The organism is Paenibacillus sp. DCT19 (assembly GCF_003268635.1).
Lineage (GTDB): Bacteria > Bacillota > Bacilli > Paenibacillales > Paenibacillaceae > Paenibacillus.
This window is the reverse complement of record NZ_CP029639.1, coordinates 6553411-6565992: the sequence shown is the minus strand read 5'-3', so window position 1 is coordinate 6565992 and position 12582 is coordinate 6553411. Positions and strand designations below refer to the sequence as shown.

The 12582-nt window shown below is 45.8% G+C and carries 9 protein-coding genes; 3 read left to right on the top strand and 6 right to left on the bottom strand.

All coding sequences use genetic code 11. From position 1 onward, the window contains the following. Positions 1 to 64: 64 nt before the first annotated feature. Positions 65 to 787: a YheC/YheD family protein gene (locus DMB88_RS29670; protein WP_128104182.1), complete on the bottom strand. Its 723-nt coding sequence runs from the start codon at positions 785 to 787 to the stop codon at positions 65 to 67. Positions 788 to 1136: 349 nt separating this feature from the next. On the opposite strand from DMB88_RS29670, the gene DMB88_RS29665 reads away from it, so the two are divergent. From DMB88_RS29665 to DMB88_RS29655, 3 genes are read left to right on the top strand one after another with little or no spacing between them, the layout of a single operon-like run. Further along, positions 1137 to 2231, top strand: a complete 1095-nt coding sequence (locus DMB88_RS29665) for a bifunctional glycosyltransferase family 2/GtrA family protein (protein WP_164848825.1) — start codon at positions 1137 to 1139, stop codon at positions 2229 to 2231. Continuing rightward, positions 2231 to 4522 carry a glycosyltransferase family 2 protein gene (locus DMB88_RS29660; protein ID WP_164848824.1) on the top strand — a complete coding sequence of 764 codons (2292 nt, stop codon included), beginning with the start codon at positions 2231 to 2233 and terminating at the stop codon, positions 4520 to 4522. Before DMB88_RS29665 ends, DMB88_RS29660 begins: the two co-directional genes overlap by 1 nt. 11 nt (positions 4523 to 4533) lie before the next feature. Then, positions 4534 to 6387 carry a hypothetical protein gene (locus DMB88_RS29655; RefSeq protein WP_128104179.1) on the top strand — a complete coding sequence of 618 codons (1854 nt, stop codon included), beginning with the start codon at positions 4534 to 4536 and terminating at the stop codon, positions 6385 to 6387. 509 nt (positions 6388 to 6896) lie between these two features. Here DMB88_RS29655 and DMB88_RS29650 read toward each other — a convergent pair. The 5 genes from DMB88_RS29650 to DMB88_RS29630 all read right to left on the bottom strand — a co-directional run bounded on the left by DMB88_RS29650 (position 6897) and on the right by DMB88_RS29630 (position 12495). After that, positions 6897 to 7706, bottom strand: coding sequence for an ABC transporter ATP-binding protein (locus tag DMB88_RS29650; protein WP_128104178.1), 810 nt, complete (start codon positions 7704 to 7706; stop codon positions 6897 to 6899). Then, on the bottom strand, positions 7706 to 8737 hold the full coding sequence (locus tag DMB88_RS29645) for a FecCD family ABC transporter permease (RefSeq protein ID WP_128104177.1): 1032 nt from the start codon (positions 8735 to 8737) through the stop codon (positions 7706 to 7708). Before DMB88_RS29645 ends, DMB88_RS29650 begins: the two co-directional genes overlap by 1 nt. Continuing rightward, entirely contained in the window at positions 8734 to 9774 is a 1041-nt protein-coding gene (locus DMB88_RS29640; RefSeq protein WP_128104176.1) for a FecCD family ABC transporter permease, read from the bottom strand. Before DMB88_RS29640 ends, DMB88_RS29645 begins: the two co-directional genes overlap by 4 nt. Continuing rightward, a complete protein-coding gene (locus DMB88_RS29635; RefSeq protein WP_128104175.1) occupies positions 9767 to 10855 on the bottom strand; it encodes an iron-siderophore ABC transporter substrate-binding protein in 1089 nt (362 codons plus the stop codon). Before DMB88_RS29635 ends, DMB88_RS29640 begins: the two co-directional genes overlap by 8 nt. Before the next feature lie 548 nt (positions 10856 to 11403). Then, complete coding sequence (locus DMB88_RS29630; RefSeq protein ID WP_128104174.1) at positions 11404 to 12495, bottom strand: GntR family transcriptional regulator; 1092 nt, start codon at positions 12493 to 12495, stop codon at positions 11404 to 11406. Positions 12496 to 12582: the final 87 nt, after the last annotated feature.

Here is a 12582-nt window from a genome sequence, read left to right as displayed (position 1 = left end):
AAGAGTTTACGAACGTGAAGAGACGACACGCCAAGGGTTGAAGACGTGTCGTCCTTTGTTTGTTCTAGTGTTCTTTATACCACAATATTCTGCGGTGCATGGATGAATCTCGTAAGCGCCGGAAAGGACGCAAGTCTGGTTTATAATTACCCTCAATAATCCATATACGCCGATTCCGATCAATGCCGATATCGAACCCAACTTGCCTGAGATCAGGGTAATGCTTTCCTAGTTGCTGGGCAGCGATTCGGGCAATCTGTTCCATTCTTTTTATTAAGCCGGAATTATCGATTCGGGCTAGTTGTAATGCCTTGAGCACTGGGATGGTGCGACTTGCCACATTGGTAACGAGATATCCTTTTGATGCAACTTTGGCGTAGGAACCTGTTACGTGCCAAGAAGAAGATGTTCCTTTTTGGCGCTGAACCATGATGCGAATATCGAACGGTTTATGTTGTATCTGAGCCAGCCGCAGGCGCTTTTGGACGATATACCCATCCGCTTTGTCTGTGCTCTCGATCCACTGGAGCAATTGTTCCATGTCTTTTATATGAACGGTATTATTCTCATTTTGAATACGATAGCCGTTAGAACGATTCCGCTGGATAAACACAATATCTCTTCCATAGCTCCCATTGCGGGGTTTCAGTACAACGCTTGGATATTGCAGCAGCATGTTCTTTAATGTATTCTGCGTAAGCAATTGTGTTGCTGGCAGGCGTTTAGTGAGCAAGGCTTCGCTGCCGAGGATGCCATACTGTATCCATTTGTCTCGTTGGATCAACATTGGAATCACAGCCTTTGTTTAATCTTTTATGTTTTATAATCATTCTAATTCAAATGAGTGGCTCGCATAAGTGACCATTCGTCTAGATTTGAAAGCCTCTCTGTAATTCGGAGAGGCTTTTGCCGATGAATAGAATAGGGGAAATTTACCCCAATAATAGTTAAGATGATGGGCAGTTTACACTCTTCTAATAGTCGTATAAACGAGTCATTTTTATATGTAATTTCAGCCAAAATTTTTACCAAAAAGGTTACAGTTTACTCGTTTACTGCCAACCTTTTCGGTGTTATACTCTCAATATTCCAAGAAAGAATTTTGTGAAAATATGTCGAATTGGAGCTTATGTAGGATGATGAAAGGTGCACAGCATGGCGAAACGATCATCCTTATTCCATCGCTTGAGCCAGATGAGAGACTTCCGCTCTATGTGAAGCAATTGCGAGAATATGGCTTGACTAATATTGTTATCGTGGATGATGGTTCTGGAGAAGCATACCAGTCCATTTTTGAGGAACTCCATCATAACGGTTGTGTCCTACTTCGCCACTCGAAGAATCAAGGTAAAGGTGACGCACTCAAGACTGGTTTTCAGTACATTAGCCAAAACTGTGATTCCTCTGCCTTTGTAGTCACGGCTGATTCGGATGGACAGCATGCTGCAGAAGATGTATACCGTCTGGCGGTGGAAGCTAGACGTCATCCTGATGCGTTGGTTCTTGGCGTACGGGACTTCAGCGAGGGAGGAATCCCACCGAAGTCGTTGCTGGGCAACCGGATGACCTCGTTCATTTTTGCAATGTTATATGGTAAAAAGCTGTCAGATACCCAGACCGGGCTCCGCGCCTTCGGCCCCGGGTTACTTGCATTTATGCAAGAGGTTCGCGGCTCTCGCTTCGAATATGAGCTGCAGATGCTCATTTCCTGCATCCAGTCGGGCATACCGATCCATACGATGCCGATCCAAGTCATCTACGAGAATGGGAATGCAGGTACACATTTCAAAGCTGTTCAGGATAGCGCCCGGGTAATGGGTGTGCTTTTTTCTAACTTTTTTCGGTTTATATCATCGTCAGTAGCCAGTTCCGTCGTCGATTTGGGCATTGCCTGGTTTCTGATTGACCTCTTACGGCCTATATTAGGGGAGCAGCACTATTTAAGAATTCTACTAGCTACAGTCATTGCGAGAGTTATTTCGATTGCGATTAATTATGTATTGAATAGACATTTTGTATTTCGCAAAGAGGACAGCCAAGGCAGTCTATGGCGGTATTTATCGCTGTGCGGATTAGTCATTTTGCTTTCTAGTACAGGTGTATATGTATTCCATACTATTTTCTACATAGATGAGAAGATAGCGAAATTCGTCTGTGATGCCTTGTTGTTCCTGCTTAGCTTTCAGTTGCAGCGTAGATGGGTATTTGCAGCAAGGAGGAAGCAGTTGTAGTGCAAAACGAGAAACGGCAAAACATCTTTTTTGTCATCACCATGATCTTAATGACGATCTACTTGCTATGGCGTATCTTTTTTACACTGCCATGGGGCGAGGGCGTCCTCAATGTCATTTTCGGCATGCTGCTCATTGTAGCGGAAACGGTAACGGTTCTTACGACCTTTGAATTGTTCTTTCAAAAAATGCAGAAGAAACGTACACAGCTCGATTTTCCCGATGTCCCGCCGGATTACTATCCACATGTAGACGTGTTTATTGCAACCCATAATGAGCCGGTCGATCTGTTGTATAAGACGGTGAATGCCTGTACATTCATGGATTACCCGGATAAGCAGAAGGTTCATATCTACTTATGTGATGATGGGGCGAGACCTGAGGTCGAGGAACTTGCCAATCAATTTGGTGTTGGATACTTAGGCTTTCCTGGCAATAAGGATGCTAAGTCCGGTAACTTGAACAATGCATTAAGCAAAACCACGTCTCCGCTCATTGCTACCTTTGATGCGGATATGATTCCACAGCATACCTTTCTGATGAAAACCGTTCCCTATTTCCTACTCTCTACATTCATCAAAGAGGGCGGAGTGTGGCGACTTCGCCGAGAGGATGAAATGGATAAAAAGTTCAAGCTTGGACTGGTGCAGACACCGCAAAGCTTCTATAATCCAGATCTATTTCAATTTAACCTGTACGCGGAGCAAGGGATTCCGAATGAACAGGACTTTTTCTCACGAGAAGTCAACATTCTGCGTAATGCTTCCAATGCCGTAGCGTATACCGGAAGTAACACCATTATTTCAAGGCAAGGTATGGAAGACATCGGTGGTTTCCCGCTGAATACAATCACGGAGGACTTTGAGACAAGCATCCGGTTGCAGCAAGAGGGGTATATCACTTATGCGACGCAAGAAGTTCAAGCTGCTGGGCAAACAACTACCACGGTTCCGAGCATGATTAAGCAGCGGATTCGTTGGGCGAGGGGCATTATTCAGAGCTTACAGAATACCCGTGCTCCCTTTTCCGAGAAGCTTCCGTTCTGGACGAGAGTGACCTATGTGAGCAGTTTCTTATACTGGTGGTCGTTCTTTAACCGATTGATTTTTATCCTGTCACCGATTTTGTTTGCGTTATTTGATTTCCAGATCGTTAATACAACCTTCTGGCAGATTCTCATATTCTGGCTCCCTTCGTATTTCTTCTATAGCCTATCCATGCGTTACCTGTCCAGTAACATACGGAATCAGCGCTGGAGTCAGGTCATCGATACAATATTTATGCCATATCTCATATGGCCGGTCATCCTTGAGACATTAGGGATTCGGGAGAAGAAGTTCAAGGTTACGAACAAAAGCAGGTCTAGTGGGCGAAAGTGGATGTCAGCTCTGTTATATGCGCTTCCGCATATTTTCCTGCTCCTGTTATCCATTGCCGCTATCATTCGTTATGCCAGCGGAAAGTATGGTATTGCCCTATTTTTCAGTAGTATCATTATCTTCTGGTTGGTTCATAACATGATAGCGCTATGCTATGCCTTGTTCTTCATGATTGGTCGACGTGCGTATCGGGAGACAGAGCGCATTCGGGCACAGGAGAATGTGACCATCCGTTACAAAGCGAGAAATTTGCAGTATGAGGCGAAGACCGTCGATGTATCCGAGCAAGGTATTGCCTTCTATGTACCCTATCCAATCTATTTGCCTGAAAAAGAGACCATCTCTCTCGTTGTAAAAAGCGAGCGGTACGAGGCGAATCTTGACGCGGTTATCGTATATGTGAAACAGGATGGAGCCGGCTGGCGCTATTCGGCAACGGTACAACCAATTGAAGAGACAGATAACCGCCAGTACATGCAGATTATTTATGACCGCAAACACTCGCTGCCAGAACAGATGAACCTCTGGGATACGGCGTATGACGATATGCTACGTAATGTGAAGAAGCGGGTTGTTCAGCAGCGATCCGATCAGCGGAAAATGCCGCGACTTTCAATGGAGCTTCCGGTCACGTTTACGAATAACTCAGGCTGCATTCTGCGTAGCTTCAACTATCGTTTCTTCTCGGCGACGGGGTTACACGGCAACATCTCCGCGGGATCCATCGTTACGTTTATGACCAAAAGCAATATTGAAGTGATGCTGAAACATACGGGCAATACAACAGCTAATCATCGTGAAGTGCTTCTCTCCGTGGAGAATATCGATGATATCGTGGAGCGCGGCCTTATTAATCAATTGTTGAATGATTTGACTCCCCCACAATCCGAGAGTTTCATCCGAGAGGGTTAGGAGAGATAGAGATGCTCAGTTTGCTTCAATTTGTAATGGGAGTTTTGTTGATAATCTCCTTTGTAGGTTACATGCAGTTTGTTCGGAAGGTACTCTCATTACGCTGGGAGTTCATCCCTATATTTGTGTTCTCCGCAATAGCCTGTATCGTATTTTTTATTGGCCTGGTAGGTCAACTCTTTATAGGAAGCATCGTGGTGCTAATTATAGGTTTACTGCTGTTTCGAGATACGTTGGCTCAAGCTGTACGACTAGGGGCAAAGCCACAATTCATGTTCTCGCTATTCCAGCTTAGCTTTCTAGGCGGAACGTTTATCTTTTTGCTGATTCTGTTCCAAAATGAACTGACACACTACGATAACTTCTCGCACTGGGCGATTGTGTTGAAGCAGATGCTCAGTACCAATGCGTTCCCGACGCCAGATTCTGACCTGATCGATTTCAAAAACTATCCGCTCGGAACATCGTCGTTTATCTATTACGTCTGCCGGTTCATGGGACATGCCCAGTCCACGATGTTGCTGGCACAGGCGCTGCTGATCTTTTCCTGTTTCTATGCGATGTTTGGCGTCGTGTCAGAGAAGAAAAGATTCCTGCTGTATGCCTTTCTTGGATTCGGCTTATCGACACTGTCCTTCTTCAACCTGACGATTCGCATCACCAACCTGCTGGTGGATTTCTTGCTTCCGATCTATGCACTTGCCATTCTGGCAGTGATCTATCAGTATCGGCATGATCTTAAACGGGCTTGTATCATTGTTCTTCCGCTGGCAGGTGTGCTGACAGTGATTAAGAGTACAGGTGTTATTTTTGCAGCGATTGGCCTGATCTTCCTGTTGTACACCTGGCTTAGAAATAAGCAACGCTCGAACTGGAAAATTGGTTTGGCAGTGTTCGGAACGATTGGTGGTGCATTGTTGCCGTATTTCGGCTGGAGCTGGCGTATGGCGACAGTGTTCCAAGGGATAGATAACAAGTTCGAGGGCGCAGGTTCGGCGCTTAAAGCTGGCAAAACGGCAGAGCAGAAGTGGGAGATTCTGACGCTCTTCCTGAAATCAAGTATAGATATTACGACTAGACCCGTAATCGGTATTGTGCTTTTCCAGCTTGTGGCTATTGCAGCATCCATTGTGGCTTACACGGTACTCAAGAAGAAGTGGAACCTGTGGAAAGTGCTGATTGCACTGAATGTTGTGTTGCTGCTGTACTATGCAGGGATACTGGCGCTCTATCTCTTCTCCATGCCGGTGGATGAAGCGGTGAGACTGGCTGGATTTGAACGTTATGCTTCCAGTATTGTAGTTCTCTTCGCTGGTGGGTTGGTGCTGTGTGCTGCCGTTGATGTCGAGCGTTCGTTTCATTATCGAATCGGTGAAGTACCGGACTTCAAGTCGTTCAAATCAGTTCAGTCGAAGGGGCATTATCAAAAGGGAATCATCGCATGTATGGCACTTGCAGGCACCATTTTGTTGTCGGAATACAATGGTATGGCCTCCATTGCGAATAGCTATGATACGACACTTCCCTATAAAATTCATGCAGTGACGGGTGATCGGTGGTACGCAGGTGGTCAAGAAGATACACAACGGTATCTCTTCTACGGCTCTGACCGGGATCAACAGGTTACGAATTATTACATGCAGTATGTCGGCAAATACTTCCTATATGCACCGCATGTGGACGGCATCGTGTTGTTCTATGAGGATAACATGGACAACTTGCTGAGTAACTATGATTATCTCGTGGTTGTCGAGACCGATCTCAACGCCAAATACCTGCTGAAAAAGCATTACGGAATCGACATGCAGGAGGGTATCTATAAAATTACCCGATCCGGAGAACAAATCGTTCTTACGTTAACGTAGATTATGTTCTAATATAAGACCTAGGTTCCATTTATGGTTAAATAGTGTAAAATGGATAGAGAAGAGGTATATACGGCGTTAAGCTTGTATAGCCTCTTTTTTGCATAGGAGTAAGTACTCTACTGATCATTGGAGGAGTATAGCCGAGTCGTATAGGTGAATATTACGTACCTTAAAGGAATGGGAGGATATGGGGAATGAAACCTTTTAAACTGCTTTTAGCTATCATGTATATCCTAACAAGTGTGACTATAATATGGTTTACGAATATCGAGGGATCAGTGAAATATATGGCGGTGTTAATCCCGATATTTCTGTATGCATCTGTCATGAAGATCTATCAGCATAAACAACAAAGTTAATAGACGAGATGTAGCTAGATTATTTCTATATCTGAAAAGAGCAAGGACCCCTGTCTTAATAAGACAGGGGTTTGTTTCACGAAATCTTGTAGACTCATCTTCGGAGCCATTTGAGTTCTTCATTCTCATTTTTAGTATGAAACCAGCCTAATGCGCACCATGAACGTGATATCGTCCCTTTGGTACAACGAGAGGAGAACCCGAGATTGGGTCTTCAATAACCGTGCAATCTAGTCCAAAAATGTCTTTGACCTGTCCGCTTGTAATAACCTCTGTAGGCGTGCCTTCAGCGACAAGCTTTCCGGTGTGGAGTGCAAAGATATAATCCGCATAACGTGCAGACAAGTTGATGTCATGAAGCACCATAACAATGGTTGTCCCATGTGTACGATTAAGTTCGGTAAGCAGGTCAAGAATCTCCACTTGATAGGTGATATCAAGGAACGTCGTTGGTTCATCCAGAAACAGAATGTCGGTCTGTTGCGCTAACGCCATGGCGATCCAGACACGCTGACGTTGTCCGCCGGAGAGCTCGTCGATGTTATGATTGGCGAACTCGGTAATGTTCATAATGGTCATTGCTTCCGCGACAGCCTCGTAATCCTTCTTCGTCCAACCACTAAACAAGGATTGGTGTGGGAATCTGCCTCGACCAACGAGATCCGCAACGGAGATACCTTCTGGAACAATGGGAGACTGCGGGAGAAGCCCGACTACGCGAGCCAACTGCTTGGGTGGAATCTTACCGATGGCTTTGCCGTCCAGCGTAATGCTGCCAGATGTCGGCTTAATGAGCCGAGCCATGGTTTTGAGAAGTGTGGATTTGCCACAACCATTGGAACCGATAATCACGCTTATTTTATTGCTCGGAATAACCAGATCGACGCCATGAATGATCGTTTTATTGTCATATCCAGCAACAAGCTGTTTGGCTTCAAACACATGTGTCGGTTTCATTATAATTCCCCCTTTCGATTCATTCGGATTAACAGGAAGATTAGATATGGTGCTCCGAGTAATCCGGTAATGACGCCTACGGGGAATCTGTATTCAAAAGCAAACTGCCCGATCAGATCTGCGCCTAGAACGAGATTAATACCAACCAGACCTGCCGGGATGCTGTTCAACGCCCCCGCACCGACGAGTCTCTTCGCGATTGGTCCCGCAAGGAAGGAGACAAAGGCAATCGGGCCTGTAGTTGCTGTAGCAATAGCAACCATGCAAACAGAACTTACAATTAGAGCAATTCTAGTTCTGTCCGTGTCCACGCCGAGTGAGAATGCCGACTGTTCACCAAGCTCCAATATGCTTAAGTGTTTACCTAATAGAATGATAATAGGCGAACAGATAAGTACCGTAATCAGTAGAGGTGGCAGAGCACTCATCTGAGAACCGTTGAGGCTGCCTGTAAGCCAGCGAATTGCGGCAGGAATATCTTTTTCGGAGCTGACTAGTAATAGATAAGATATGACCGCATCAAGCATCGCCTGAATTCCAATACCGATTAGAATTAAACGTCCAATGGAGAACACTTTTCCTCTAGAGAGTACATAGATGAATAGCACAGTAGCCAGACCTGCAATTACGGAGGCTAAGGAAACGACTGCCCCACTCGCTTGAAGCACAACGATGCAAAAAACGGCTGCTGCACTTGAACCAGACGTTATGCCGATCACATTAGGGTTCGCTAGCGGATTGCGTAACATGGTCTGAAAGGTGTGCCCTGCAATACCGAATGCAAACCCGGCAAGGAGACCTGTCAGCATTCTTGGTAAACGGATCGTGTTTACGGCAAACGTAACACCTTTGATTTTCTCCCCTGAGAGGGAGGCAATCACATCTTTTACCGGATAGATGGTATTCCCCAGTAAAAGCATAGCGCAGCATAACACACAGGCTAGTGCTGCCAGCAGACTAGTGACGAGTATCCAGCGGCGACGTCGGTGACGTCTGCCCGCCATAATAAATTCAATGGATTGATCTCTCATAGGGATCGCACTTTCGATCGCATCGCTAGGATGATTAGTATTGGAGCGCCAATAAACGCGGTAACGACACCGACTTCAAGCTCTCCAGGGTTGCTGATGAGCCTGCCGCCAACGTCGGATATCGTCAAAATGATGGCTCCGGCAACGGCGGACATCGGTATGACAAATCGCAAGTCTGGCCCCAGAATCAGGCGAATGACATGCGTAGATAACAAGCCGATGAAGCCAATGGGACCTGCAAGAGCTGTCGCTGCTCCGCACAATAGAACCCCTGCAAGTGCGGCAATGAAGCGCAACGTTCCGGTTCGAACACCGAGCCCTGTTGCGACATCGTCGCCTAGTGCCAGTGCATTGAGTGCAGGAGCCGTAAGCAATGCAATGATCACACCTACAATGAGGAACGGAATGAACGTACTGATTCCACTCCAGGTAGCGGAGCCCACGCTTCCGACTTGCCAGAATCGGAATTGATCCATGACATAAGATCGTGGAATCATAATGGCGGTGACGAGGGAGGAAAGTGCGGCACTGATGGCCGCTCCGGCTAAAACAAGCTTAATGGGCGTGGCTCCGCCACGCCCCATTGAGCCAATCCCGAATACGAACACAGCAGTGATTGCAGCCCCGGCAAGTGCTAGCCAGATATACTGATTAGCACTGCTGATGTTCAGGAACGCGATCCCACAAACCACAAACAAGGAAGCCCCTGTATTGACGCCTAATATGCTCGGGTCAGCAAGGGGGTTCCGAGTGACGGATTGCATCAGTGCTCCTGAAATGCCAAGAGCGGCTCCGCATAACAAACTGAAGACTGTTCGCGAAATCCGCTTGCGCACAATATTGGCTCCATAGGAGTCTACTTCCGGGTGAAATAATCCGTCGATTAACTCATGAAACCTCACTGGTCGAGAGCCGAAGACCAGTGAGGCAATTAGAGTTGCACCGAGCAGAATCACGCAAATGCTCAACACCAGAATGAAGTTCCTGGGCATATGTGCTCGTATTTGGTTATCATTCGAAACGGATGTATTATTCATTGACCTTGTCGATCGCTGCGCCAATGAGTTTCAGGTAATCATCAATGGTATAGGAAATGGACAGTGGGTTAGGTGTACCTGCAGCAACCAGAGGTGTATCTGCTTCAATAAATGCAACAGAGCCTCTTTGAACAGCAGGGATTTTGCCTAGAAGTGGATCAGCTTGAATAGCTTTCAACAACTCAGCATTTCCGTAACCAACGAGGATATCCGCATCATTAAGAGCTTCTGCATTCTCTGCACTTAGGCTCAGAGAGTAGCTGTTAGGATCTGTGATTTGGCTAGTGATGCTATCTGGAATAACCAGTCCCAGTTCCTTCAGGAAGGCAACACGGGAATCTACAGGTGTATAGATGTGTAGTTTGGACATGTCTTCAGCGGAGAAGTTAACCCATACCACTTTTTTGTCTTTGATCTGAGGGTATGCGCTGAGTTTCTCATTAATCATGTCTTCTGTATCTTTAATCAGTTGTTCGCCTTCTGCTTTCATACCCATACCTTCAGCGTTCAGGCTAACCTGTTCACGCCATGTTGTTGCCCATGGAGCTGTTGGATATGCGACTACCGGAGCGATTTCACTTAGGAGATCATAGTCTTCTTGTGTAATGCCGGAATATGCAGCAAGGATAACATCGGGGTTGGAGTCAGAAATGGCTTCAAAGTCCAGTCCGTCTGTATCCATGAATACGTTTGGATCAGTTACGCCAAGCTCTTCGAGCTTCTTAGCCGTCCAAGGCAGAAGTCCGCTGTCATCTTGTACACCGAAGTTTGCGGCAGAGAAGCCCACAGGAACTTGTCCAAGTGCAAGAACAACGTCATGGTTCGCCCATTGTACAGTAGCTACACGCTCAGGCTTTTTCTCTAGAACTGTTTCGCCGAGCGCATGTTTAATCGTAATTGGATAGCCTGCATTTTCATCTTCAGCTGCAGGTGTTGCTGTCTCTGTCTGAGTTGCGGTCGTGTCACTTGCAGCAGGAGCAGCTGCAGGTTCTTCTGTCTTATTCCCACACGCTGCTAATACCATGATCAGCATGAATGAGATAAGGAGTGTTCCGATCGATAGCTTTTTCTTCGTGTTCATGTGTTTCCCCTTCCTGAACCCTTGAATGTATTGGATGATGCTGAATCTCCGGCTTATGTAGTTAAACATTGAAGATTAAGAGTGGAAATTCGATTAAGAACATAGTAAAACGTTTTCTAACCATGATAATGATTATCAACGTCAATAAATATATCGCTTTTCTGGAGAGGGTGTCAATGAAAAATATGGTTTTTAATCAATTTCATAACCTATGAAAGTATCGTTTTTACAACTAGATCTAGACGAGAGGCATCAGTTTAATCTATATGTAGCACCTGATTCTATTAAAACGATTTCTAATAATTAATAAGGAGGTTTTGAGAACAGAGTTAGTGTACCTTTGTTAAGCCACTGAGAAATGAAAAAAAACCGCAGGGCAAGTTGGATTTACCTGCCGAGCGGTTGCGATATTACATATAAATGAAGAAGATTCGATTCCATCATGTATTACGATATGCATTACTTTCGTGTAGACGATAGATAGCGCTCACCTGCCGCCACTTTTTGACGTGAAGTGTTTAATCTCGACCGACTCTCCGAATGCTAATTTACTCTACCTCGATCTCCCTCACCGTCTCACCTTCTACCAATACGGGCTGATAGTAGGTATTGGTCGGCAGATCCTTTTTGCCTTGCAGCTTCTTAATCACCCAATCCGCAGCATCACGTCCCATTTGCTCTTGGGGATGGGTTAATGTAGTAAGCCGGATATTTGCGTTCTTGGCAATGTACGAATTGTCCTGACCGATGATGGATAACTCGTGCGGGATGGAGATGTCCAGTTGCCGACAAGCGTTCACCACTTCAAGCCCCACTTCGTCGTTGTAGCAGACAATCGCGGTGAGCGCATCCCTATTTTCGTTTAGATACGCAGTCACATTGGAGGATAACTCAGGTTTGGATGCTGTATCAAACGAAAGCACCTGCTCGGGATGGAAACGTAATTTTGCTTCACCCAGCGCTTTAATGTATCCCTTCATCCGGTATTTGCCCTGGAGATCATCCATCTTCGCAATAATGCCAATCTGGGTATGACCCTTCGCGATCATCTCGCGGGTAGCGAGGTAGCTGGACTGCACATCATCCAGACAGAAGAAAGGCACCTCCAGCTCTTCATAGAACGCATTGATCATCGTAAACGGCACATCCTGTTCTTTGAATGACAGGTAATACGCGATGTTCGGGTTGTAAAGGTTACTCTTGGTGGGTTCGACGATCAGACCATCGACGCCGTAGGAGAGCATCATTTCGAGTGCCTTCTTTTCCTGTGCAACATCATTGTTGGTGCTGGCGAGCAGCAACGAATAGTTGTCCTCATTCAGACGACTCTCTATACCACGGATAATGGATGGAAAGATGTAGTCCGAGATATACGTCGTAATGACGCCTATCGTTTTTTTCGACGTGTTGCCACCCGAACGTGATCGATACTGATTGCTTACATACGTTCCGGAACCTTTTTCACTCCGCAAAAACCCCTCGTTAGACAATTCCAGAATGGCCTTCCGCACCGTCTGGCGGCTTACATTATAGCTGTCTTGCAAAGCGGATTCTGTCGGAATCTGTTCGCCTATGCTGTACGTTCCCGAGAGGATATGGCTCTTTATATCATCAATAATGACTTGGTATTTAGGCTTCACATATTCCACTTCTTTCGTCATGACTTATCTATATTAACGTGTAGAGTTCAAATAGTTGTACGTACATATTCTAGCATGATTTGATTT